Source organism: Henriciella mobilis (genome assembly GCF_003576285.1).
Lineage (GTDB): Bacteria > Pseudomonadota > Alphaproteobacteria > Caulobacterales > Hyphomonadaceae > Henriciella > Henriciella mobilis.
The window spans coordinates 525,524-550,372 of sequence record NZ_QWFX01000005.1; the positions used below are offsets into that span (position 1 = coordinate 525,524).

Here is a 24,849-nt window from a genome sequence, read left to right on the forward strand (position 1 = left end):
ATGCGCTTTCTGGGTGAAATTGCTCGCCTGAATGCCAAGCGCTTCGGCGACAAAACGGCTCTCGTTTTCGAGGATGACAGGCTTAGTTTTGCTGAGCTCAATGCCTGTGCGGACGGTATTGGTCGCCAACTTCTGGATCTCGGGATACGGGCAGGGGACCGGGTTGCGTTGCTGGCGGAAAATTGCCTGGAGTTCTTTCCGCTGTACTTCGGGATCGTGAAAATTGGTGCGGTCATGGTGCCGCTCAATTTTCGGTGCGCGGTCGCCGAACTGGAGCATATGATCCGGGATTGTTCGCCGAGTGCGTTGTTTCATACCGACGCGTTTGCTTCCCAGGCAGAGCAGCTGAAGGCCAGATGTCCGGACAGCTTCAAGCTGGTGCGGATGAGCCGTGACCTTCTGGATGTCGATGCCAGGCCGCTCGCGCGGCTGCCTGACAATTTTGACGAGCAGGCAACCGCCGCCATCATGTATACAAGTGGCACGACCGGCTTGCCAAAAGGCGCCATGCTGCCGCACCGCTCCTTGATTGAGGGTGCCGCCTCTACCGCTCTGGCGGCAGGTATACGCAGCAGCGACCGTGTCGTTGTTACCGTGCCATTGTTTCACGGGGGCGGCATGTATGTGGTGTCTCATCCCCACTTATATGTTGGGGCTTCGATCGTCTTGACTTCGAAGTTTGATCCGGTCGGTTTGCTCGGCCTGATCGAAACGCATGAGGCGACCACTTTCTTTGGCGTTCCCACCCAGTATGCGGTATTGCTCGACAGTACGAGCTCTGCCGGATTGCCCGCCAGCTTCAAAACGGCCTGGTATGGCGGGGCGCCGATGCCGGTCGAGATTGTTAGGCGATCCCAAATCCTGTGGCCGGAGGTGCGCTTTCTTCAGTGCTATGGTCAGACCGAAACCACCTTGAACACAGTTCTGTCCGTTGAGGATCATGACCGCAAGCTTGGTTCGGCTGGGCAAGAGCTTCCGCATACAGATATTCGCGTTGTCGATGAGCATGGTGTGGACTGTCCTGTGGGTGTTGTTGGTGAGGTCATCGTGGCCCGGGAAGCGGGCATGACGGGCTACTTCAATAACCCGGATCAGACCGCTGAAACCATTCGTGATGGCTGGATCTATTCCGGCGATCTGGGCTTCTTTGACGAGGAGCGTTTCCTGACGCTCGTGGATCGTAAGAAGGACATGTTCGTAAGTGGCGGGGAGAACGTCTACCCCAAAGAAATCGAAGAGGTCCTTTATGCCTGCCAGGGTGTAGTGGAAGTAGCTGTCGTGGGCGGGCCCCATCCAAAATGGGGAGAGGTGCCTGTTGGCTTTGTCGTGATCGCGGCGGAGAGCAAACATACCGCCAGTAGCCTGCAAGCCTGGTGCGAAGACCGGCTGGCTCGATACAAGGTTCCACGTCAGTGGCATCTGGTCGACGAGCTGCCCAAAAATGCGAGCGGGAAGGTTCGCAAGAACATTTTGCGTGAACAACTCAAAACCGGAGGTGCCAGCAACGGCGCTTGAAGCAGACTGCGTGTCCATTCAGGGCGCCGCGTTCATCTTATTGGAGAAATATCGTGGAAATTAATGGTAAAGTTATCGCAATCAGCGGCGGAGCATCAGGCTTGGGGGAGGCTGCGGCGCGGTATTTCCTTCAAGCGGGGGCTGCTGGCATTGTTGCAATCGATCTGGATGGCGCACGTGGATCGGCCATCGAGGAGGAGTTGGGCGACAAGTATCTCGCTGTCGCATGTAATGTTGCGGATACGGATGGCGTCCAGGCTGCGATCGATGCCGGACTGGAGCGGTTCGGGCGGATTGACGTCGCCATCGCGGCGGCCGCGATAGCGGGTCCGGCGAAACTTCTGAGCCGCAAGGGGCCGATCCCGATGGATCGGTTTGATCAGGTCGTTAAGGTCAACCTGTATGGTACGGTGAATCTCGCTCGTTCTGCGGCCATGGCCATGAGCCGGAATGAACCCAATGCGGACGGCGAACGCGGTGTTATCATCAATTTGGCTTCTGGTGCCGCTTATGAGGGGCAGGTTGGTCAGATTGCGTACAGTGCCTCCAAAGCCGCCATTGTCGGAATGACATTGCCGCTGATGCGTGAGCTGGCCGGACACGGCATTCGTGTCGTCACTGTTGCGCCGGGCGCATTTGACACCCCGATGTATGAGCAGGCTCCGCCGGAGGTCAAGGAAGGTATCGTGGCCGCTTCCCTTTTTCCAAAACGGATGGGCAAGGCTTCGGAGTTTGCTTCGTTTGCTGAAGAGATCGTGCGAAATCCGATGCATAATGGCCGGACTTACCGGTTTGATGCGGGCCTTATGCTCCCTGTTTCCTGACAGATCAGTGATGGGCCGACGTTCAGAGGGCATCGGCCCATCACGCAATATCATGAGGGTGCTTTCGAAGTTCCCCAGCATGCCCTTTGACTGCGATTGCCGAGGATTGAGTGTGTGATTTGAAGGCCGGGTGGCCCAGTGCGGACGAACCCAAAACCCATTAACTTAACGGTTGACAAGTAAAATTATCGTCGCATAAGTTAATGTCAGTATAGTTGCGAATATTAGAACGTGTGGATGTTGGGAGGTGAAAATCAGCAACTCAGCTGAATAGAAAATTTGTCAGCAAGATGAGCAGGTTTTGACGGAGGAAGCTCTTCGATCGGCCGAGGCAGTGGTGGCTTTGCTGTCAGTACGCTGCCCCAGCTGAGAGAGCGGGCCGGAAAGCTCACTTGGTGAGGCATGGGTCGCCGATTTTCTATTTCGCCCCGAACATAAAAGCGCGGCAGGCGCGGAATCGTGAGCCAAAGCTCCGGTTCAGCAGGGGGTAGTCTAAAATTAGTTCAGCACAAAAGGTGCGAATAATGGGAGGAAGAAGTGAGAGCTAGAAAGTGTCATTGGCTGGTATCTGGATCGTCTTGTGTCCTGATGGCGGTGCTGGGGGGGCAGGCGCTCGCTCAGTCGGCTTCTGAGGAAGCAAATCTCGACGGCGCGGTCGCAGAAAACGAGGCTGCAGCATCGGAAACTGAAAGCAGAAATTCTGATGTTGCAAGGATGTCAGAAGTTATCGTGACGGCTCAGAAGCGCTCAGAGCGACTTCAGGATGTGCCGATGTCCATTACAGCCGCAACGGACGAAGAACTGAAGGCGCGCGGCATTACGACAACGGATGATCTGGTAAAACTCGTTCCCGGGTTTAGTTTCCAGAAGAGCAATTACGGTCTGCCAATTTATTACATCCGGGGTGTCGGCTTCAATGAGACGACTCTTGGCGTAAGTCCTGCTGTAACCATCTATACCGATCAGATTCCGTTGCCTTACGCGCCCATGACGCGGGGGGCTATTTTGGACCTCGAGCGAATGGAGGTCCTCAAGGGGCCGCAGGGCACGCTTTTCGGCCAGAACTCTACCGGCGGGGCTATAAACTATATTGCGGCCAAGCCGACCTCGAGCTTTGAAAGCGGTTTCGATGTCACGGTTGGGCGTTTCAGTCAGGTTGATGTTGAGGGCTTCATCAGTGGGCCGCTCACGGATACTCTGTCTGCGCGCGTTGCCGTACGAACCGAAAATCAGGGGGATTGGCAAGAAGGCTATACAAACGGCGACACCATAGGCGAAGAAAGCTTCATCAATGGCCGTTTGATCCTGGATTGGGCGCCGAGTGACGGGGTGGATCTGTCATTCATGGCCTCTGCATGGCGCGACACATCGGACACGCAACAGCCTCAGAGGATGTTCTTTGATGCCGGTCAGCCAGCGCCGAGAGGGCGGCCTCTGACCTTCCCGACGGATGTATTCCCCGAGGCTCCGTTGGATGCGCGGGCGGCAGCCTGGGACTTGGACGGCGATTTTGCGCGTGACGACAGATTCCAGCAATTCGCTCTGACGGGTGAGTTTGATATGGGCAGCGGTCTTACCCTCGCATCCTTGTCGTCCTATTCGCATTATGAGACCGATCTGCCGCAAGACCTGGACGGAACAACCTATCCGGCGACGGTGACGACAGATACGGGTACGATCAAATCCTTTTCCCAGGAACTGCGCCTGAGTGGGTCATATGGTGAACGAGTTCGCTGGATGATTGGCGGGAATTATCAGGACGATAGCGTCGACGAGCGCTTCATTTTCGATCCCTCTTTGACGACGGGCACGCATTTGCGTGTTGGTCCGACGGACTTCACGTTTGACCGGTACTACATCGACAATGTTCAGGATGTGGTCACCAAGGCGGTCTTCGGAAGTCTGGATTTTGACCTGTCTGACTCCGTTACGTTGCAGGGTGCCGTTCGTTACACGGGTCAAGAACGTGACTTTGAAGGCTGTACGCGCGACTTCGGGGATGGTGAACTTGTGGCGGGATACTCCGCATTGGCGTCTGCGCTCGCAGGTGAGATGATCACAATTCCTCCTGGTGCTTGTGGAACGCTCGATGCCAACAATCGCCCGCTTGATCTTGCGACGAGTTCTCTTGATGAGGACAACCTTTCGTGGCGGGTCAGCCTGAATTGGAAGCCGTCCAACGACACCTTGCTGTATGCCAACGTGACCAAGGGCTATAAGGCGGGGAGCTTCCCGACGCTTCCTTCGCTGAATGTGCTTCAGTTGCAAGGGATTGAGCAGGAATCGGTGCTTGGTTACGAGGCCGGTGTAAAATCCAGCTTCGCCGATCGCAGGGTGAGCCTAGACGGCGCGGTATTCTACTATGACTACAAGGACAAGCAGTTGCTTGGCTATCTGGCGGTGCCTCCATTCGGGACCTTGCCAAGCCTGGTCAGCATTCCAGATTCGCGTATTCAGGGCGCCGAAGTCAATCTCGCTCTTTTCCCTGTCGAAGGGCTCCGGGTTAACATCAATGGAGCCTACATCGATACGGAAGTTCAGAGCGATCCAACGAACCCCACCGGGCCCTTCGGTACGCCGGGGACATTTGTTGGCCAGGATTTCCCCTTCACGCCTGAATGGCAGGGGGTCATTGATGCTCGGTATGAGTTTCCGATCACGCCAGAGCTCAACATGTTCTTTGGCGGAGCGCTGACCTCCAGGAGTGAAACGAATACGACGCTGCTCAGCGGTGATGTCACGGCTGTGGACCGCGAAAGCTCCATGCAGATCGATGGGTACACTCTTCTCGACTTGCGGGCCGGCGTGGAGACCCAGAGCGGGGACATTCGGTTCGAAATTTGGGGGCGGAACGTCACCGATGAGTTTTACGCCAACAATGTCACACGGGTGTCGGATTACGTTTTCCGTTTCACCGGCATGCCGGTCACCTATGGAGCCACCTTGCGGTATCGCTTCTAGCAGGTCCGGAGATGGCCACAGCAGCGCACGCACGGGGGCTTCTTCTGTGCGTGCGCTGAATTGCCGAAATTCCGGCGATAGGGAAATGGATAAACTACAGTGCAGGGAATGGTCATGGCTGTAAACGAACAATTGGATCTTGAAGGTAAGGTGGCTGTCATTACCGGTGCCGCGAGTGGTATTGGTCTTGGGCTTGCCTTATACGCCGCGCAGAAGGGTATGAAAGTCGCGCTTGCGGATATCGAAGAAGAGCCCCTGCAGCTAGCGCTTGAGCAAGTACGGAAGACTGGCGCGCAAGCTTTCGCATGCCGCGTCGATGTTAGCGACGCCAACGCCGTTATGGGATTCGCCGCGGAAACGGAAGCAGAGTTGGGTGCGCCCTGGTTGGTCTGCAACAACGCGGGTGTCAACAAATTCAAGCCAGCCTGGGAGTTCACTGAGGCGGAATGGAAGTGGATTGTCGGGGTAAATCTCTGGGGCGTCATCCATGGTATGCGCGCCTTTGTTCCGGGGCTTGTGAGCCGTAATTCAGGGCATGTCGTCAACACGTCTTCTGCGGCGGGGCTTTACGCGACGCCAGGTGCCGCGGCATATGTCGCCACAAAGCATGCGGTGGTGGGTCTTTCAGAATGTCTCTACCGTGAATTTCAGATGTCAGAGGCAGATATTGGCGTCAGTGTCCTTTGTCCCAAACTTGTGGCCACAAACATGATGACCGCGACGCGAAACGAACCTGGGGCTGAGCAGCGGCCGCAGAAAATTGACATGGCGAAAATTCACATCCCGTTCGACGACGTCGAGATTGACGTCCAGACCCCGGCCATGATCGCGGAAAAGGTGTTCAAGGCCATTGAGGCGCGCCGCTTCTGGGTTCTCTCGCATGCGGAGTCCATGCGTGACACGGTCGTGAACAGATTTCGTCAGGCAACGGAGGGGGAGAACCCCGACGAGACGAGTGCCGATCAATTGTCGTCATTCCTCGCGGGCACTCGCGCTGGATTGTGCTAGCGGCGGAGTGAACGACGGGCTGGACGCGTGATATCCGGGGGCATGGACGCTCCCGGATAAGTGTGTGCTCAGCCAGAACGCTGCCGCATGAAATGCCTTATCGTTAAGTGACACGCATCAGGGAGGCGATACGGGCATCGGCCACGCCTTTGCGGATAGGCATGCATATCTCCGGGAAGCTTGTGGTAAAACGGCCGCCCAGTTCTCTGACACCCTCAATGAAGGCGCCCAGCCGGGCCATCGCGCCGGTTGGGAAGTCATGCACGACAATGACGGAGCTTTCGCGGGTCTGAACATCGGCCAGGGCAATCTGATCCCAGTCTTCAGGGTGCTCCCAGTCCCTGGGAACGCTGTTCCAAAGCGCACAACTATACCCGTTCTCGCACAGATATTTTGCCGTCGCTGGACGTAGCAACCGGTCACTGATCTGCCCCATGGCGGCATATGGCCGGAAGAGCCGGTGCGTGGCGCCCATTCGGTCAAGCCGTTCCTGGGCAAGCGCGATGTCCTCAATTGCCGCTTCATCAGACACGTGATCGCCCTGCAATGTGTCATGCCGAAATGTATGGTTCGCGACGATATGGCCTTCGTCATGGGCTCTTTGCGCGACATCGAAACATCGTTGGTCGTCCAGCCGCGCGCCTATGGTGAAGAAGGTCGCCTTCACGTCGTTCGCAGACAGAGTGTCCAGTACGCCGGGCGTTACGTCGGGATAGGGACCATTATCGATTGTAAGAGTGACATCCATTGCCGGGTCTCCCCATTCGAGTTGTGCGTACGCTATGTGACTTCTGGAGCATGAGAAGCGGGGCGCATTGTCTTTACTTGCTTACATTGATGACCAATCGGCCGGTGTTTCCGCCAGCGCGAAGTGTCTCAAGAGCCTCGCGGCTTTGATCCAAAGGGAAGATCCGGGATCGGCGCGGATGAATCTGTCCTGAGTCCCACAGCTCAAAGAGGTTCTGCACCAGTTCTGAATAGCGTTCCGGTGACCGCTCCATGTATGGGCCCCAGAAAACGCCAATGGCCTGACAGCGTTTCATCAAAAGCAGATTGAGCGGTAATGACGGGATGCCCGCGGTGAAGCCAACCACCAGAAATCGTCCATCCCAGCCGATCGCGCGTATGGCGGCATCCGTATAGGGGCCGCCAACGGTATCCAGTATAACATCTGCTCCGAGGCGGCCGGTCAGCGCCTTGAAATTGGCAGAAAGGGCCTTGCAGGCTTCCGGGTTCAGGGGAGGGCGGTCGTAGACCAGAACATCGTCCGCGCCTGCGTCTTCCAGTATGTCAACGCTTTGTTGGGAGGAGGTGGCGGCAAGCACTTTTGCGCCAATTGCTTTTCCGAGTTGCACAGCCGCCAGGCCGACATTGCTTGTCGCGCCGAGGACCAACAGTGTTTCGTCTGGGCGCAGGCATCCGCGGTCCGTCAGGGCGTGATAAGCGGTTCCGTAGGGTATGAGAAATGACGCGCCGTCAATGAAGCTGCGATCTGCGGGGAGTGTCGCAATACTCGCTTCTGAGACGATGGCTGTTTCAGCAAGTCCGCCATGATACATATAGGCAATTACCCGGTCTCCGGGCTTCCATTTGTCTACACCCTCACCAACAGCGTCGATGATGCCGGCAACCTCGCTGCCCGGCGAAAAAGGGCGAGCCGGGCGATACTGATACTTGTCTTCGATGAGAAGCAGATCCGTATAATTGAGGGCGCAGGCATGGACCCGAAGGCGGACCTCATTCGTGCCCGGTGAGGGGGTGTCGGCCTCAAGCAGTTGCAGCGTCTCGGGAGGACCCGCTTGAAGGGAGAGTAGGGCCTTCATCATAACTGGGTGACCTCACATAAAGAAATTCACCGGCTTCCTTTTCTTACATAGCGGCGGCTTGCCGCTGCGGTCTGTGACTTTGACATCATAATCTTTGCAGAATTGACAGTTCTGCATAAGGACGAGATAGCATGCGATAACTAAACTGTCGACAAGTAAAAAATTGCTGGATATGAATCGGGTAAGCATAAGAGACTACGGGAGGAATGGGGATAATTCATGAAGCACCCCATCAGCGGCGCAGGTTCTGAAAAATCTGAATTTCGTGAGGGCTGGCCGCTCGTGCTGGCCGGGCTTGTGGGAACGGGGCTCGGTGTTCCGTCACTCATGATAAACACGATTGGTATATATGCGCCCTTTCTGGGGGAAACATTCAATTGGAGCTTTACCGTGATTATGGGCGGCATCGCCATAATCACGCTTGTGCTGCTCACCGCCGGACCTATCGTCGGGCGCATTGTGGATCGCTATGATCCGTCCAGGTTGCTTGGCATTTCTTTTACAGGCCTCTCAATAGGCTATATTTCGCTGGCATTTTCCACTGGCTCGGTCGTTCAGTATTATATGAGCTGGCTGGTTATCTGCGTTGCCGGTATGGGGGCAACCCCGATAGCTTTCACACGTCTGATCAATATCTCATTCGATAAGCATCGCGGTCTTGCGCTTGGGATTATGTTGGCGGGTCCTGGCCTTGTGGCCGCATTTCTAAAGCCGCTGGCAGGGTTTGCCATCGAAATGAGTGGCTGGCGCACGGCGATTGTCATCGTCGGGCTCCTGCCGGTCCTCATTGCATTGCCGCTCTGTCGATGGGCGCTCTCCCGGTCTGAGCGCTTGGTGACGTCCGCGCCGGCGCAAGGCCATGAGGCCAATGCGGGCCTTGAAGGCTTCAGTGTGCGTGAAGCGGCAACCACACGCGCTTTCTGGATTATCATAGCGCTTCTCATTCCGATGGCGGTAGCCATCGCAGCCTTGGTACCTCACTTGGAGAATATACTGGGTCGTGGTGGCCTGAGTTTAGAGCGTACGGTTATGCTCACGACGATTATGGGCCTGACCCTCGCTTTCGGGCGCCTGGCGTGTGGATGGCTGATGGACAAGGTTTGGGCCCCGCTTGTGGGGGCTGTAAGTCTGACCGCCGCGGCGGTCGGTTGTGTGCTTCTGGCACTCAGCCCAATCAATTTTGGGATGGGGATCATTGCGATCGCTCTGATCGGGTTCGCGGCTGGCGCCGAGTACGATCTGCTATCTTTTCTCGTGGGGCGATATTTCGGTCTTCGCCACTATGGCGCAATATACGGCATCGTCTATGCGGTGTTCGCGGTGGGGGCGGGGTTCGGTCCGGGCCTTATCGGCTATGCCTATGACAGGTTTGGAACATACGAACCCGTTCTGCACACCTGTGCTGTGTTGTTGCTGGGGTCGGCGGCACTTTTGCTCGCGCTTGGCCGTTATCCGAAAAATTTTGACCGTGCAGAAAAGAGTGATGCTGAAGGCAAAGTCCATGCTGGCCATTGAGGATCACAAGGACACTCCGGCCGGGCCTATAGGCCTGCTTGTGAAATCTGATTGGAGCGAGATGCAAAGCTTTCCGCCATCGCGCGATAATCGGATTGTTTGGGCTTCATCATTTTGTCGGAGGGCGGATGACGAGCCATTTCCAGCATAACTTCAATCGTATCGCACGCATTATTCACGGGGGGGAGGCGGGCCTGGTATTGCCGGTGATCCTACGGGAAGAGAATATCCGCGACGTTCTGCTGGTCACCAGTCCCTCAATGGCTCGATCTGCCTATCTGAAAGCCCTGATCGCTGGCCTTCCGTGCAGGGATCTGACGGTTTATGGCGCTTGCCGCCCTCATTCTCCGGCCCGCTGTACAATCGAGGCTGTTCACGCCATGAACGGACGGCGGCCGGATGCAGTTCTGGCGGTCGGGGGAGGGTCGGTGATCGATACAGCGAAATCGGTCTGCATCGCTTTCTGGAAAAATATAGCTTCCGAAGAGGCCCTCTCCGGGCTTCTTCTGGGCTCTGTGCGCCTGAATTCCGGCGAGGCTGAACCGCATCCGCGCATTATTGCGCTTCCGACCACCCTCTCTGCGGCTGAACTATCTCCTGTTGGGGGTATGCTGACTGAGCGGAAGTCTGCAAAGGAAACAATCGGGCATGAATATGCTATTCCGCGAACGATCATATACGACCCCGCCGCCTTGGTGCATGCGCCTCGCGAAATACTCCTGAGTTCCGGAATAAAGGCCATTGATCACGCTGCAGAGACATTGTGTGCTCTCCAGCCGAATGCCTATACTGAACCTCTTGCTGAGCGTGCGCTCGCGCTTCTCGGGAACGCCCTGCCTGCTATTGCAGACGCGATGGACTTGAAGAAGCCGCCGCCGCGCAGGCTGCTGGCGGAAGCGCAACTTGGCTGCTGGATGTCTGTTGCGGGGCCTGCGCATGGTGTTTTGGTGGGGGCCAGTCATGCAATTGGTCATGCCCTCGGGGCGGTGTGTGGAGTTTCGCATGGTTTGACGTCATGCGTCACACTCGCCCCCGTTCTGCGATGGAATCATGCATATTGCCCGCGTGCCAACAGGCTGATCTCATTGGCGCTGAGCGGAAATGCTGCGGGCGATGCGGCTTCAATCATAGAAGGACTTGTTGCCCGGCTGTCGCTCCCGTCGCGATTGTCCGAAATCGGGGTTGATCGCGCACAGTTTCCTGCCGTGGCTGACGTCGCGATCTGTGATCGGTATGCGGCGTCCAACTGCCGTCCCATAATGTCTGGCGCTGATATTGTTGAGATTCTTGAATGGGCTGCCTGACTCATTCCGTTGAATATACACGAGATCCGTTCTTGCGATGGTGCTCGGTGAACGCAGGCCTATGATTGCTTCAGTCCGGGCAAAAGGGGACGTCTGTCCAGATCTTGACACTAAGCGGTCGTTTAGTAATTTTATACGGCTATCTGTTTTGCAAAGCCAAGAGAAGTGAGCCTGCTCAGGAAGGTTGGATTGCTGTGGTTGCGGCCGTCCCTGTAATCGTGAATGACGCGCTGAAACTGCCAGGGCGCGTTGGCTCCGGCGCTTGCCGCAGGCTGCAGATGTACGTTTCATTTTCAGCAGGGCGGGCCTGATGGCGCAAACGGCAATTGAAAAAATACTATCGCACAAGGTTGCCCGTCCGGTTCAGGCCGGAGACATCATATATCCTGAACCTGATCTTGCGACGCTGCATGATCATTATCTCGTAAGTGCAGCAAAAACGTTGAGGGAGCTGGAGGTCAGCCGTCTCTATCGTCCTGACAAAATCCTTTTCTGTACCGATCATGAGCCGCTTGCGACGTCAAAGCTGGCCGCGGAGCGGCAAAAGCAGAATCTGGAGCTTTGCCGGCAGTTGGAGATCGGTCATGTCTTTGGTCCGGGGCGCGGAGGACACGGTCATCTTTTTCCGATGGAGCGCGGTCTCGTCAGTCCCGGCGATCTGATCTTGGGATATGATCTGCACACGCCGAATTTCGGGGCAATCGGTGCAGCCGGATTTTATCTTGGCCCGGAAATAACCGAAGTCATGGCATGCGGATCTGTCTGGCTGAAAGTGCCCGAAACGCTTTTGGTGCGCCTTTTTGGTGCGCTGTCAAAAGGCACCACGGTTCGGGATGTTGCCCAGCGGCTTATCGCTGACATCGACCCGGACCTCATGGACTACGCCATGGTCGAGTTTGATGGGCCCGCCTTAAGCGCTTTTGATCTGGACGCGCGGGTAACGCTCTGCAACGCACCGCTGGAATCGACGGCAAAGTCTGCTTTCGTGGCTCCCGACGAGGCCATCCTGGAATGGGCGAAAGGCCGCGCGACCCGGTCATTCCGGCCTGTCTATGGCGACCGCAATGCCGGATATAGGGCGATTTTGGAGTTTGATATATCGACAATCGACCCCCAGGTCGCCGTGCCGCCACGGGTCACATCGGTGGTGGGGGTCTCTGTTGTGTCCGGCCGGCCGATACAACATGCGTCGATCGGGTCCTGCGCGAATGGCGGGATCGCAGATTTGAGAGCCGCTGCCTCAATCCTTCGCGGCCGGCGGGTGGCGCCGGACGTACGACTGATCGTGACCCCCGGAACTCAGGAAGTCGCAGCAATGGCCGCGCGTGAAGGATTACTCGAAGTATTCACAGAAGCAGGCGCTATCATGTCGCCCCCCGGCTGCGGCGTTTGCGCGGCTGGGTTCATTGCGCCGCTCGCGTCTGGCGAAACATCGATCAATACGGGCACGGTCAACGAGCCTGGAAGGCTCGGCGCGAAAGATGCGGACATCTACCTCGCAAGCCCGCTCACCGTCGCTGCGTCGGCCGTAAGAGGCTGCATAACCGATCCCCGCGAATACACTTAGAGATTTGCCATGTCCCTTCTATATCAAGGCCGGTGCTGGAAATTCGGTGATGACGTAAGCTGCGACGGTGACATCGTCTCGCTGGAACTCGCATTCGCGCGTGAAACCCGCCCCAGTGTTCTCCGTGAGGCGCTGTTCGCCCATTGCGATCCGGGCTTTTCGTCAAAGGTGAATGACGGCGATCTGATTGTTGCCGGAAAAAGGTTCGGGACGGGGCATGCTCATCCCCAGGCAGCCTATGCGCTTTCCGCCGCCAAAGTTGGCGTAATCGCTGCCTCCATCCCGCGCGGCCATTTTAGAAATCTTGTCATGGCGGGCGTGCCATTTTTGACCTGTGCCTCTCAAATTGTCGCCGGTTGCGAAAGTGGCGACAGGCTCGTGGTCGACTTCGAACGCGGTACCATTCACAACAAGACCCGCAGCACAAGCGCCTCCATTGATCCTCTGCCCGATGTGCTGCTCGAGACGATCCGTATCGGTGGCTGGAAAGAGGCGTTTCGCAGGCGCCTGCAAAACGGATAAGGCCATGAAGGCATTATGTGTTTTGAAAAAAGGCCGCGCATGCGAGGCGCGTCAAAAGCGGGCGTCTTCGCCGATACAGCAGCCCTCAGATAAGGGTTGACCTTCAGGGGAGGGATGCCGCATAAATCAATTATTGGTCGACCGTTAAGTTATCGATCCGATGCTGCCCGGCAAGGCTCGGTGATCGCCAAGGGCTTCTGCCGAGGGCGGGGGGGGGGGGCGCCAAGATGGCGATGCGGGCGGACCGGCATCGGTAAAGTAGAAAATAGGAGAAGACATGAAACAGTGCGCTGCAGATCCGCAAGAGGCAGAAACGGAATGGGCTGTGCGCCGGGATCTGGCGCTCTGCTACCGGCTGGTCGCCCTGCACGGTTGGGACGATCTGGTGGCAACTCACATTTCTGCGCGTCTTCCGGGACGGAATAGTTTCCTCATCAACCCATTTGGCATGTTGTTCGAGGAAATGACGCCGGAGGCATTGGTGGAGATTGGCGAAGACGGCAACAAGCTTTCTGCATCTCCCTATGAGGTAAATCGCGCTGGCTTTGTAATACATAGTGCTGTTCACGCGGCCCGGCCTGAGGCGGGTTGCGTTATACATCTGCATACCAAGGATGGTGTCGCTGTTTCCGCGACGGAGGCAGGTTTGCTGCCGCTGAACCAAGGGGCGATGGCCGTCGCGGCTGACCTTGCTTTTCACGAGTATGAGGGCGCTGCCACCAATCTAGATGAGCGCGAGAGCTTGGCCAGGGATCTGGGCGACAAGAGGCTGATGCTACTGCGCAACCACGGTACACTGGCCGTCGGTACAACGGTCGCGGAATGCTTTACCTACATGTATTTTCTTGAAACGGCCTGTACGACCCAGGTGCGCACCTTGTCCATGAACCAGCCACTACACGACGCGCACGCCGCAGTGATTGAAGAGGTGGGCCTTCAGGCGGCCGCATTCTTTCCGGGGATGGCGGAGAAACAAGTATGGCCCGCTATGCTGCGCAAAGCTGAACGTCTGTGGCCGGATTTCCCACATTGATCTGGTCTCCGGTTTGGGGCGCCTGAAAAGACCGCCGCTCTGCCCGCGCCGGCATGAACACGTCATGGCCGTCGGTGGAGGAGGTTTCTTCTGAAGCCCGAGACATAATGCGTGATAAAATAGGGCAATAGCTTTTCGAAATGGGTGGCATGGCCAAGGCCGCTTCAGACCAAAGTCATGAAAATCCGCCGCGGATGCGCCTGAAAAAGTGCGTCAACTGATACCCGGAACCGGGCACTGAAAAACACTCCATATCAGCATGTTGATATAGGCGCCGCGATCTTGGAATGGGGGGGCGCGTTATGCATTACTGCCCTCATCAGTAGTTGTGAGAGAGCGAAGTGGAACCGTTTGACGGCGATCCAGGTGAAATATAGCGCGGCGGCCAGGGACGTCGAACGCGAGCTGCTTCCGATGGCGGAAGCACTCAGCCTTGGCGTGCTGGCCTGGGGCCCCCTCGCAGGCGGTGCGCTCGCGAACGCTGCACAGCCAAAACGCCGCGAAAAAGCGAAAATCCCCCCGGCAATTCAACAGGTGGCGGAAAAGCTGGCGGCCATTTCAGAGCGGGCCGGGATGTCGTCTGTTCAGCTTGCGCTGGCATGGCTGCGCGAAAAGCCAAACGTCCCTGTCCCAATCATTGGGGCACGAACGGCTGAGCAGATGCATCAAGTTCTTGGAGCATCGGCAATGAACTTATCCAAGGATATCGTGGAGCAAATAGATGACATCGTCGACATCAAACTCGGCTATCCGCATGATCTGATATCGTCCTCCTATCTCCAGCGTTTCGCCTTTGGTGATCCAGAGAAAATTCTCAAATAATGAGAATTTTTGAATTTTTGCAGCCATGAAGGAAATAGGGGCAGCCTTTATTGTGGTCCTTGAATGATTAAAGCCATACAAATCACAGATCGTGCGGTAGCTAAGTTCGATAGCACGCAAGTCGTCTTGAGTTGATGAGAAATTATGAACAGAGGAGAATAAAGTTAAAAGATCATCTCCCATTAGACACTTGGTTTGTAGATGTTTTCAGTCTGGAGGCTGACAGTTTTGAGGGGGGATGGATTTTCCTCGCGTCCACACCATGATACCTGAGCCCTCCTGCTTGTTCTCAAAGAACGCCACTCGCACCGGTTCGGCAAAACTCGGATCGTCCAGCTTCACGGCGAGGTAGGGTGTTTTGCCATCCTTGGAGTCCTGACGCCAGGCAGCGCCAAGCTCCGCCCCTCCGGCATAGAGCCGGTAATCCGGGGCATCGTCATTGGCCTTGGTCTTGTTCGGGACCAGCTGGGCTTTGACATTGATGGTCATGGTACGGATGGTCCCGGTGTATTTTCCATCCTTTAGGGTGAACGCGCCGATTTGTGCCATGGGGTTAGTCTCCGTTTCTGGCGTTGTCGCGGAGGGCCCTGCGGGCCCGCTTGTACCCGGCATCGGACGCCAGGAACATTTCGAGCATGGCGGGGATCAGCGTTTCAGGCTTTTCCTCCTCGCCATAGGCTTGTTGATAGATCGCGGCATAGTCAGTGAGGGCTGCGGCGAGATCCGGATCGAGCGCTACGGTCATGCGAACGGGCGTGCGGTCGGGGAGTCGTTCAAGTTTGAGGGACATGATCGTTGTGGTATTCTTCATCATTGAGGTCTGAGGATCAGGTCGCGCGTGACCACCACCCGGACGGGCCAGCCGGGCCGGATGCGAATGGTCGGCTGGATGCCGAGGCTGCGATCGACGACACGCTGGCCAGCCTGGTTCACCGTGTCGGTCGTCCCGCGGCGGATCGCCCGGACGATGTCGTCATCCTCACTTGATGAGCCCAGCTCCGCACCGATCCCGAGGATGGTTGCGAGCCCTGCGGCCGCAAATACGCGGTTCCAGTGATGATCTGTCCGGTCGGAAAGGCCTGCATAGCCTTCGCCGTCCGCTCCGGGCTCCGAGATTTGTATTGAGGACCCGTCGGGGAAGATGATCCGGTCCCAGACTACGAGCGCCCGGTCCTGTCCGAACGAGACTTCAGACTGGTAGCGCCCGATCAGCCGGGCGCCTTGCGGGATGAGTAGGTACTCACCCTTGACCGTGTCATAGACGGGTTGGGTCACCTGCGCGACGATGGTACCGGGCAGGTCGCTGTTGATGCCTGTTACAAGCGAGGCCGGGATCAGTGTGCCCGCCATGACCTGGTAGGGGGAGAGCGGGTCTCCGATCCGGTGCGGATTGTAGATGCCGGATCCGCCACCATCACTTGCAAAGGCCAGCTTGCGATCCTGCAGATTCGTGTCGGCTGGTTGAGTAAAGCCGGATGGTGCCGCCGCCGGCGTCGCGGCAAGGGCAAGGAGTTCGGAGCGAAGATCGCCCGCGAGATCGTGGGAAGTCGGCTTTCCCGTGGGTAGGGCGGCGGATTCGGACTGGAGTTTGAAGAAGACAGGTGCACGGGCAGCGTCTTCGGCAAGAGCCGCTTCGCGCATGCGCCTGGCCCGTGCCGCTTCATCTGCCGGGTTCGGCCGGAAGTCATCCTCGAACCGATCAACATATTCCGGCTCGATGCCAAGATCGCGTTCAGCAGACAGGATGGTCGCGCCGAGATCGCCGGAGAGCGGCGGGCCGAGTCTGGGTACGGCATCATAGCTCGCCGGCAGGGTGGAAAATCCTTCAGGCTTCCTTGTGTTCGTGGTGTTGTAGAGCTCTCGCTGGTCGCCGGGTTCGATGGCCTTCGGAGGGGCGAGCGCGATGCTCGCGGCGGCGAACAGGCCAAGCGCGCCAAGGCCCGCACCCACGATCAGCACCTTGCGGTTGATGCGCGTGACCGGTCGGGGCGCAGAGCGGATTTTAAGCCGCTCGGCATGTTCGTCAAAGGGAATGGGCTCTGACATGGCTCAGCCCCCGAATATTGCCGCAAGACCCGCCCGGCGCTCGACCCGGGAAATCCGCACCACGGTCTGATCCTTCTGGCCGAGCCGCAGTTCGGCAGCCCGGAACAGGCGGTCGACGACATAGTAATTGCCGCGGACGCGGTAGTTTACGAGTTCCGCATTTCCAGTCTCGCCGAGCACGAATAGGGGCGGCATGTCGGTGGTGGCGATGGAGGCCGGCATCTGGATGAAAACCTGACGCCCGTCATCGAACACCCGGACCGGCTTCCAGTCCGGCGTATCGCCGGTCATCCGGTAGTCGAAGTTGAGGCCTTCGAGCGTCAGGCCCTGTTCGATGGACCCGCTTTCCCTTGCGATCGCCTGCGCATTGCGTGCCGTGAGGCCGGCGAGCTCATCGGCCGGGTAGCGCCAGGAAAGAGCCGCCATATAGCTGCCATCGGTGCTTTCGAGTTCGAGATGATAGGTCCGCCGGTCGGTGGCAATCATCAGATTGGTGCGGATACCCGCGCTGATCGGTTTGACCAGTACATGGGCGCGGGCATTTGCGTCGGAGCCAGATGTCGTATCGCCGACAACCCAGCGGACCGTGTCGCCAGCGGAGACCGAGACGAGCGCCTCACCCGGCTGCAGGCCGATATCGCTGACCTGACCGGGGCTGGCATAGAGGCGGTAAAGCGCCCCTTCCGTATAGGGATAGACCTGGATCGCATTCACATAGCCATCGACCGAGGGTTCGATCAGGGCGTGTTCGCGCCCCTCCTTGATGGCCTCTTCCGGGGAGACGTCCGGTTCCGGTGTTGCTGAAGAGACGGCCTTCATCTGGCCGGGCAGGGGAAGGGGGATCGCGGTCTCTACGATGCGGACCGGGTGATCGGTGACTTCCTCGACGGGGGAGGCGACCTGGAATGCCTCTGGGTCCAAAGGTTCAAGGTCTGTCGGTGTTGTCGCGCAGGCGGCGATGAGGGCAAGCCCGGAACTTGCGAGCAGATTGCGGATCATTGGGTGTCTCCTGTGACAAGGTCCTGACCCCAATTGAGGCTATGGACATACAAACCGAGGGGGTTGGCGCGGAGTGTCGCGGCATCTTTCGGGGGCTGGGTGATGAGGGAGAAGAGGCCTGTGTAGCGCTCGGCCTTCACCAGCGCGCCATTCTCATAGGTCTTCTCGATCCAGCGGGCCTGGAAACTGTCCTCGGAGACGCGCACCACGCTGACCACATCGACCGTGCGGGATTTGCGGCCTATATCGGCGAACGGGTCATTCGTCTTGGCGTATTCATTGAGGGTCGTTGCTGCCGCCGCGGTGACGAAGTCATAGGCCGAGAGCCAGTTTTCGCGCACAACCACCGGGTCCACGCTGAGGCCCCGCACATGAGAGATGAAATTTGCGAGGTGATGCGCGATCTGAGCATCTGTCGGCGTGTAGCGTTCCGTGGCTGGTGCGACCGCGCGGGCAGCACCTGTCTCGTCGACTTCAACAACGTAGGGCGTGACGCTGGATTGCAGGCTCCGCCAGACAAGCGCGCCGGACGTTGCGAAGCAGAGGCCAAGGCAGCCAAGGGCCATCAGCCGCCAGTTTTTCGCCTGGACACGCGCTGACCCGATCCGCTCGTCCCAAACCTGTCCCGCCTTCTGGTAAGGCGTTTCCGGGAACGGGCTTGCCCCATAGTGTGATGCTGATCGCTTGAAAGCCATTTTCTAGTCGTCCTTATCCTGAAGGCTTGGGGCGGCACCGCCGGAGCCCCGGTCGCCATCGCGCAGCGAATGGGCGGCGATCTGCCCGGCATGGCTCATGCGCTGGCCGCGTTCCATGCGCCGGGCCCAGCCGGGGCTCTGCGAAGCGGAAGTATCGGGGGATTGGCTGCTGCCGGTCGTGGTGCCGCCAGTTGCGCGCCAGGCACTTTCGCTTCCGCGGCGGTACGCATCCCGGAAGGTATTGGCGGGCCGGGCGACAGTCCGACGAATTGCATCACCGCCGGCGCGCGCGATACCAGCAAGCCCGGCGGCAACACCAGCGGGACCGGTTGCACCTGACGCGACCGCACCCATCGTGTAGGAGGTCCGGGCGGCGCCCGCCATGGATGCGCCGGCCTTGACGGCCGTCGAGACGCCGCCGGCGGCTGCGCGGGCGCCCATGCCAGCGGCATAAGTCCCTGCCGCCACGCCCATGACGGCCCCTGCGGCAGAGCCTGCGCCAAGTTGCGGAGCGCCGGAAATGAGGCCGCTCGCAATGCCGGGGCCGAAGATGCCCATCCAGAAGAAGACGAGCGCCGCGAGCACGGTGCCCATCACCTGAGCAAGCGAAATATCGTCACCGGTCCGGAACGCATCCGTGATCGAGCCGAACAGGGTCGAGCCGATGCCGATGATCACGGCGAGGACCATCAGCTTGACACCGGACGTGATGACATTGCCGAGCACGCGTTCCGCGAGGAAGGAGGTCCTGTTCCAGAGCGCGAAGGGCACGAGCACAAAGCCGGCAAGCGTGGTCAGCTTGAACTCCAGGATCGTGATGAACAGCTGCACCGCCAGCACGAAGAAAGCGATCATGATCACCGCCCAGGCGATGAACATGACACCGATCATGATGAAGTTGTGGAAGAAGGCGATCGGGCCGACCATGTCGCCAATCTCCTCGAGCAGCGGCTTTGCAGCCTCGAGGCCGACGCCGGCGATGAAGCCCGGTCGCAGGAGGTCCTCAGCTGTCATGCCGGAGCCGCTGGCGGTCAGGCCGAGATCAGCAAAGCTCGCAAAGACAATGTCGGCGAGCAGCGCGAAATTGCCGATGATGAAGGCGAAGAAGCCGACATAGAGAACCTTCTTCAGGAGACCGGATATCACGTCCGTGTTCTGGCCGAGTGCCCAGAAGAGGCCAGCCAGCGTGATGTCGATGGCAATCAGCGTGGTCGACAAATAGGCGACATCACCCGCCAGCAGGCCGAACCCGCTGTCGATGTAGGCGATAAAGGTCGCGAGGAATGTGTCGATCACGTCCATGGGGCGGCTCAGTCTCCGAGAAAGGCTTTTGTCCGGGCCCGGCCGCGTTCGGCCTCGGCGAGTTCACGGGCCCGTTCGAGCGCTTCGGCGCGGTAGTACGAGGCCATCATGCTCTCCATCTGGATGAGCTGTTCGGTCTGCATCGCCTCAATCTGGTTGCCGGCTTGCAGGACCTGCAGATTACCCGCTGCGCCCTGGCTCTGTTCGATCAGGCCCGCGATTGCGGTCGCGTCTGTCTGATTGTCTTCGAGGGCGGCGGCGACTGTCGTCAGCGTGTCGCGATAGGCTGTCCGCGACTGGCGCCAGCGGGCACGCGCATCTTCAACAAGCACGTCCTGCGGCGGCGGCTCCTCGCCATAGGATTCGGGGTAGGCAGTCTCGTATTCGCGTTCGACCTCATCGACCCCGTAGCCGATGCCTTCAGCCTTGCGCATCAGTTCCTCGATCCGGTGGATGCGGTCGAGAATGATGGCTTCGGCGACATTGACGGGCAGGGTTTCGAGATTGCGGGCCATGTTCTCCAGCATCTCGATCTCATGGGTGAGCTGCTCGATCTGCTGGTCGATCTGCTGGAGCGCGCGGACCGCCTGCAGCACGTTCTGAACATGGTTTGCCGGGTCATAGACGGTGAGCTGGGCATGTGCAGGTGGGGGCATCAAGACCGTCAGCGGCACCGCTGCGAGCGGGACGAGGAGGCCTGCAAGGCCGGAGAGGGCGCGTTTCATCGGGCGGTTCCTATTCGGCGGCGATTGCATGGGCGGGAAGGGCGGGCGGGAGCATTGGCCTCTTGTCTCCCGGCCAGCGGCCCAGAAGGTCGCCGGCCCAGGGAAGACCTTTTTCGTGAAGCCAGGTTTCAGCGAAGCCGTCGCCTTCGGTCTCAGCCCATACCCGGTCGAGCGTGCCCTGCTCCTGCGGGGAACTTGCACCGCAGAGGGCAAGCGCGATTGGTCCGAGGCCGAGCTCGAACACGCGGCAGCCAAGCGGTGACTGGTAGTAGTAGTCGCGTTTCGGGGTAGCCTGGCTGATCAGTTCGACCTGGCGGGCATTGAGGCCGAAGCGGTGGTACATCTCTCGGGATTGCGGTTCCTGTGCGCGCTCATTCGGCAGGAAGATCCGTGTCGGGCAGGATTCGATCAGGGCTGGCGCAATCGAACTGTTCGCAATGTCGGCCAGAGATTGTGTGGCGAAGATGACGCTGACATTCTTCTTCCTGAGTGTCTTCAGCCATTCGCGGATGCGCGCGGCGAAAACCGGATCGTCGAGGAAGAGCCAGGCTTCATCGAGAATGAGGAGGGTCGGACATCCATCGAACCGGGCTTCGAGCCGGTGGAAGAGATAGGTGAGTACAGGCAGGGCCGCACCTTTCCGATGCATCAGCTCTTCCATTTCGAAGCAGACCGTGTCCGCGAGGGTCAGCGTTTCATGATCGCCGTCGAGCAGGCGGCCGTGCGGGCCTTCCAGGGTGAAGGGATGGAGGGCCGATTTGAGCGCCTCGTCCTGCAGCATCAGGCAGAGTCCGGTCAGGGTGCGTTCGGCTTCCGGTGCGGTGGCGAGTGCCTGAATCCCCTCCCACAGACGGGCCTTTAGGTCCGGTGTCATGTCGACGCCTTCATGGCTACAGAGTCCAGTCAGCCAGTCTGCGGCGAAGCTTGCGCCCGCATCGGTATCGATGTCTCTCAGCGGCTGGAGGCTCGGCGCATCCGAACTGCCAAGGTCGATATGGGCCCCGCCCATGCAGAGGGTTGCGGCGCGAGCTGAACGGCCCTTATCGAAGATGAAGACCTGCGCGCGATCGCAGCGTCGCCATTGTAGGGCAATGAGGGACAAGAGAACCGATTTGCCTGCACCCGTTGGGCCAACGATTAGTGTATGGCCGACATCGCCGATATGGAGATTGAAGCGGAATGGTGTGGTGCCGCCGGTTTGCGCCTGGATGAGCGCGGGGGCACTGAGGTGTTGGTTTTCCGCCTCACCCGCCCAGACGGCGGAGAGCGGGACCATATGCGCAAGGTTCAGCGTATGCAGGACGGGCTGACGGACATTGGCATAGGCATGGCCGGGCAGGCTTCCGAGCCAGGATTCGACGGCATTGAGCGTCTCCCGGATCGCCGTGAACCCGCGGCCATTGATGATGCGCTCGGCTATCCGGAGGTGTTCCTCGACGAGTCGTCTGTCAGGTTCGCAGACGGTGATCGTTGTCGTGACATAGCCATAGGAGACGAAGTCGGCGCCGAGTTCCTGCAGGGCCGCATCCGCATCGCTTGCCTTGTTGTCGGCATCCGTATCCAGCAGCGCTGCCTGCTCATTGAACATGGTCTCGCGGAGGACCGCGCCGATGGATTTGCGCTTGGCGAACCAGTGCCGGCGCTTCTTGCCCAGCACCTTCTCGGCTTCGGTCTTGTCCATGGCGATGAAGCGGGTGCACCAGCGGTATGAGAATCCCTGCCGGTTCAGCTCGTCGAGAATGCCGGGCAGGGTGGAGGCCGGAAAGCCCAGGATCGTCAGGGTCCGGAGGTGTGTCTCTCCGATCATAGGCTCGAGACCGCCGGCGAAGGGCTCATCGGCCAGGACAGCATCGAGGAAGACCGGGAGTTCCGGTGTCGCCACAGGATGGCGTTTGGTCGAAATAGTTGAATGGAGATAGGTAAGGGTTTCGTCGTCGCTGAGATGGGCAATCTCGGCGAGGCAGGTTGCGAGCAAGTCGAATGTGCGTGCTGCCTGTGTCTCGAACGTTTGGAGACGCTGGCGCCATGTCTCAGCATCTTCCGTCTCCGCCCGTTCGATCAGGACCTTCTCGGCCCGGCCCGTTGTGTCGGCTGGAGGTAGCCAGAGCAGGGTCAGATAGTAGTGGCTTTCATAGCGGGCGCCGGTCTCTTCGGCCTGCAGGGCGCGTTCCTGATCGACGAGCCAGGAGGCTGCATCCGGGAAGCAGCACTCCGGATAGTCATGGATTTCGTCCCGCTGGGCTTCGAAAAACAAGGCCCAGCCCGATCCGAAGCGGCGCAGTATATTGTTGACCCGTGCCATGACCGAGACGAGTTCTTCTTCGGTCGAACTTTCGAGATCCGGGCCGCGATAGCGGAACGTGGTCTGGAAGCTGCCATCCTTGTTGAGGACGATGCCGGGCGCCACAAGGCAAGCCCAGGGAAGGTAGTCAGCCAGAAGGCGTGGGGCTTCGGAATATTCTTTGAGGTTCAGCATGAAAGATGTTCCCTGTGCCGGGTCGAACGGGACGCAACACTCATGAAATCCGGATCGCTTCTCGCCATGAACACCGCTGCCGAATGTCCGACTGCCCAGAGGACGAGTCCCGGAATCCAGAGCTGCAGACCGAGAGCGAGTGCAGCCGCCAGTGTCCCGATCGCGATGGCAGCCGAGCGGGGTGCACCTGCCATCAGGATGGGTTCTGCAAGCGAGCGGTGCAGCGGGATCTCATAGCCGTCCGCCATCAGATCAGCGCGCCACCGCCGAAGGAGAAGAAGGTCAGGAAGAAGCTGGTCGCGGCAAAAGCGATCGAGAGACCGAACACGATCTGGATCAGCTTGCGGAAGCCGCCGCTTGTTTCGCCGAACGCGAGCGTGAGACCGGTGATGGTAATGATGATCACTGCAACGATACGGGCAACCGGGCCTTCGATCGATTGCAGGATCTGATCAAGCGGACCTTCCCAGGGCATGCCGGTACCGGCCGCGTGACCAGGTGCTGCCATCAAAGAGGCTGTGACAAGCAGGATGGCCGCCTCACCTGTCCGGCGAAGGGCTTTCAATTGGTTGCAGGGACTCATGTCATGTCTCCGTGTCTGACAAGGGAAAGGGAGCGGGAAACTAGTGGCTCGGTCACATAGCCTTCGCCATCATAGCCGGTGAGGCGAACCGCCTCCTCGACACGGCGTTCGCCACTTGCCCGGCTCATGAACACGACCACGTCGATGGACTCGACGATGAGGTCGAACGGTATCTTGCGCGCGGCCTCAAGGGTCAGTTGTTCAAGTCGGCGCAAGGCGCCCCGCGCAGAATTTGCATGCAGGGTTGTGATCCCGCCCGGATGGCCTGTGTTCCAGGCCTTGAGAAGATCGAGCGCTTCGGGCCCGCGCACTTCGCCGACAATGATCCGGTCGGGACGGAGGCGCAGCGTCGATCGGACAAGTTGTTGCAGGCTCACCTTGCCCTGCTGCGTCCTGAGGCGGACGGCATTCGGCGCGGCGCAATCGAGCTCGCGCGTGTCTTCGAGGATGACGATCCGCTCGCCCGCGAGGGCCGGTTCGGCGAGCAGTGCATTGGCGAATGTCGTTTTGCCGGACGAGGTTCCGCCGGCGATCAGGATGTTTTGCCGGGCATCTATGGCCGCGCGTAGCGCGAGCGCCAGGGCAGGTGAGAGTGCGTCGCGGCCGACATAGGTGTCGAGACTCGAAGGAACCCGGGATGGTTTGCGGATTGAGAAACATGGAGCTGTTGATACGGGCGGGAGAAGACCTTCAAACCGCTCGCCGCTACCAGGCAATTCGGCAGAGACGATGGGGGAAGCGCGATTCGCAGCCTCTCCCGCCCCGGAGGCAACCAGACGGATAACGCGCTCGCGGTCGGCTGGGCTCAGCGAGTGGATGGATCGGACAAGTCCGATGCCGTGTCGTTCGATCCAGACGGAGCCATCGGGATTGGCCATGATCTCGATCGTGTCAGCTGCTTCGAGTGCGTCACGGACGACCGGACAGAAGGCCGTTCGCAACATGGCGCTCCGGCGGCTTTCCGTCTCTTCTGCATGTCCCGCATGTGCCATGAGTGTTGGGCCTTCCTGTCTGGTCGGCTTCAATGTCTCAGATCAGGGTGATGTGCAGGAGTTGGAGGCGAGGCCAATCGCGGCAGGCAGCAGCGAACGTCGGCATACCGATCCAATCGCGACTGTTTCCCGGC

23 protein-coding genes are annotated in these 24,849 nt (G+C 58.9%); 10 read left to right on the plus strand and 13 right to left on the minus strand.

The window, feature by feature from the left end:
• The 4 genes from D1223_RS02465 to D1223_RS02480 all read left to right on the plus strand — a co-directional run bounded on the left by D1223_RS02465 (window position 1) and on the right by D1223_RS02480 (window position 6,308).
• Window positions 1-1,515, plus strand: a complete 1,515-nt coding sequence (locus tag D1223_RS02465; RefSeq protein ID WP_119374813.1) for a class I adenylate-forming enzyme family protein — start codon at window positions 1-3, stop codon at window positions 1,513-1,515.
• A gap of 53 nt (window positions 1,516-1,568) precedes the next feature.
• Window positions 1,569-2,339, plus strand: coding sequence for an SDR family NAD(P)-dependent oxidoreductase (locus D1223_RS02470; protein WP_119374814.1), 771 nt, complete (start codon window positions 1,569-1,571; stop codon window positions 2,337-2,339).
• A 588-nt stretch (window positions 2,340-2,927) separates the two neighbouring features.
• Complete coding sequence (locus tag D1223_RS02475; protein ID WP_119374815.1) at window positions 2,928-5,300, plus strand: TonB-dependent receptor; 2,373 nt, start codon at window positions 2,928-2,930, stop codon at window positions 5,298-5,300.
• Between the two features lie 114 nt (window positions 5,301-5,414).
• Window positions 5,415-6,308 (plus strand): SDR family NAD(P)-dependent oxidoreductase, encoded by an 894-nt coding sequence (locus D1223_RS02480; RefSeq protein ID WP_158588376.1) that lies wholly within the window; start codon window positions 5,415-5,417, stop codon window positions 6,306-6,308.
• A gap of 103 nt (window positions 6,309-6,411) precedes the next feature.
• Here D1223_RS02480 and D1223_RS02485 read toward each other — a convergent pair whose 3' ends face one another.
• Both D1223_RS02485 and D1223_RS02490 read right to left on the minus strand, forming a co-directional pair.
• A complete protein-coding gene (locus D1223_RS02485) occupies window positions 6,412-7,056 on the minus strand; it encodes a polysaccharide deacetylase family protein (RefSeq protein WP_119374817.1) in 645 nt (214 codons plus the stop codon).
• A gap of 73 nt (window positions 7,057-7,129) precedes the next feature.
• Window positions 7,130-8,134, minus strand: coding sequence for an NADPH:quinone oxidoreductase family protein (locus D1223_RS02490; protein ID WP_233353009.1), 1,005 nt, complete (start codon window positions 8,132-8,134; stop codon window positions 7,130-7,132).
• A gap of 219 nt (window positions 8,135-8,353) precedes the next feature.
• Here D1223_RS02490 and D1223_RS02495 point away from each other — a divergent pair, with 219 nt between their 5' ends.
• The 6 genes from D1223_RS02495 to D1223_RS02520 all read left to right on the plus strand — a co-directional run bounded on the left by D1223_RS02495 (window position 8,354) and on the right by D1223_RS02520 (window position 14,897).
• The gene (locus D1223_RS02495) at window positions 8,354-9,649 is read left to right on the plus strand and encodes an MFS transporter (RefSeq protein WP_119374818.1); all 1,296 of its coding nucleotides are present in this window, start codon (window positions 8,354-8,356) and stop codon (window positions 9,647-9,649) included.
• 128 nt (window positions 9,650-9,777) lie between these two features.
• Window positions 9,778-10,953 carry an iron-containing alcohol dehydrogenase gene (locus D1223_RS02500; RefSeq protein WP_119374819.1) on the plus strand — a complete coding sequence of 392 codons (1,176 nt, stop codon included), beginning with the start codon at window positions 9,778-9,780 and terminating at the stop codon, window positions 10,951-10,953.
• A 310-nt stretch (window positions 10,954-11,263) separates the two neighbouring features.
• Window positions 11,264-12,520, plus strand: a complete 1,257-nt coding sequence (locus D1223_RS02505) for a 3-isopropylmalate dehydratase large subunit (RefSeq protein WP_119374820.1) — start codon at window positions 11,264-11,266, stop codon at window positions 12,518-12,520.
• 9 nt (window positions 12,521-12,529) lie between these two features.
• Window positions 12,530-13,042 carry a 3-isopropylmalate dehydratase small subunit gene (locus D1223_RS02510; RefSeq protein ID WP_119374821.1) on the plus strand — a complete coding sequence of 171 codons (513 nt, stop codon included), beginning with the start codon at window positions 12,530-12,532 and terminating at the stop codon, window positions 13,040-13,042.
• A gap of 277 nt (window positions 13,043-13,319) precedes the next feature.
• Window positions 13,320-14,075 carry a class II aldolase/adducin family protein gene (locus D1223_RS02515; protein WP_119374822.1) on the plus strand — a complete coding sequence of 252 codons (756 nt, stop codon included), beginning with the start codon at window positions 13,320-13,322 and terminating at the stop codon, window positions 14,073-14,075.
• Window positions 14,076-14,357: 282 nt separating this feature from the next.
• The gene (locus D1223_RS02520) at window positions 14,358-14,897 is read left to right on the plus strand and encodes an aldo/keto reductase (RefSeq protein ID WP_267896298.1); all 540 of its coding nucleotides are present in this window, start codon (window positions 14,358-14,360) and stop codon (window positions 14,895-14,897) included.
• Window positions 14,898-15,104: 207 nt separating this feature from the next.
• Here D1223_RS02520 and D1223_RS02525 read toward each other — a convergent pair whose 3' ends face one another.
• The 11 genes from D1223_RS02525 to trbB are packed head-to-tail and all read right to left on the minus strand — an operon-like array spanning window position 15,105 to window position 24,715.
• Entirely contained in the window at window positions 15,105-15,446 is a 342-nt protein-coding gene (locus tag D1223_RS02525; protein WP_119374824.1) for a DUF736 domain-containing protein, read from the minus strand.
• Between the two features lie 4 nt (window positions 15,447-15,450).
• On the minus strand, window positions 15,451-15,687 hold the full coding sequence (locus D1223_RS02530) for a DUF2274 domain-containing protein (RefSeq protein WP_119375256.1): 237 nt from the start codon (window positions 15,685-15,687) through the stop codon (window positions 15,451-15,453).
• Window positions 15,688-15,707: 20 nt separating this feature from the next.
• Window positions 15,708-16,943 (minus strand): TrbI/VirB10 family protein, encoded by a 1,236-nt coding sequence (locus D1223_RS02535; RefSeq protein WP_119374825.1) that lies wholly within the window; start codon window positions 16,941-16,943, stop codon window positions 15,708-15,710.
• A 3-nt stretch (window positions 16,944-16,946) separates the two neighbouring features.
• Entirely contained in the window at window positions 16,947-17,942 is a 996-nt protein-coding gene (gene trbG / locus D1223_RS02540) for a P-type conjugative transfer protein TrbG (RefSeq protein ID WP_119374826.1), read from the minus strand.
• On the minus strand, window positions 17,939-18,637 hold the full coding sequence (trbF, locus tag D1223_RS02545) for a conjugal transfer protein TrbF (protein ID WP_119374827.1): 699 nt from the start codon (window positions 18,635-18,637) through the stop codon (window positions 17,939-17,941). The genes trbG and trbF overlap by 4 nt, the downstream gene beginning before the upstream one ends.
• 3 nt (window positions 18,638-18,640) lie before the next feature.
• Window positions 18,641-19,939, minus strand: a complete 1,299-nt coding sequence (gene trbL, locus D1223_RS02550) for a P-type conjugative transfer protein TrbL (protein ID WP_119374828.1) — start codon at window positions 19,937-19,939, stop codon at window positions 18,641-18,643.
• An 8-nt stretch (window positions 19,940-19,947) separates the two neighbouring features.
• Entirely contained in the window at window positions 19,948-20,664 is a 717-nt protein-coding gene (gene trbJ, locus D1223_RS02555) for a P-type conjugative transfer protein TrbJ (RefSeq protein ID WP_119374829.1), read from the minus strand.
• A 10-nt stretch (window positions 20,665-20,674) separates the two neighbouring features.
• Window positions 20,675-23,140, minus strand: coding sequence for a conjugal transfer protein TrbE (gene trbE, locus D1223_RS02560; RefSeq protein ID WP_119374830.1), 2,466 nt, complete (start codon window positions 23,138-23,140; stop codon window positions 20,675-20,677).
• Window positions 23,134-23,388, minus strand: coding sequence for a VirB3 family type IV secretion system protein (locus D1223_RS02565; protein ID WP_119374831.1), 255 nt, complete (start codon window positions 23,386-23,388; stop codon window positions 23,134-23,136). The genes trbE and D1223_RS02565 overlap by 7 nt, the downstream gene beginning before the upstream one ends.
• Window positions 23,388-23,723 carry a TrbC/VirB2 family protein gene (locus D1223_RS02570; protein ID WP_119374832.1) on the minus strand — a complete coding sequence of 112 codons (336 nt, stop codon included), beginning with the start codon at window positions 23,721-23,723 and terminating at the stop codon, window positions 23,388-23,390. The genes D1223_RS02565 and D1223_RS02570 overlap by 1 nt, the downstream gene beginning before the upstream one ends.
• On the minus strand, window positions 23,720-24,715 hold the full coding sequence (gene trbB, locus D1223_RS02575; protein WP_119374833.1) for a P-type conjugative transfer ATPase TrbB: 996 nt from the start codon (window positions 24,713-24,715) through the stop codon (window positions 23,720-23,722). Before trbB ends, D1223_RS02570 begins: the two co-directional genes overlap by 4 nt.
• Window positions 24,716-24,849 lie beyond the last annotated feature (134 nt).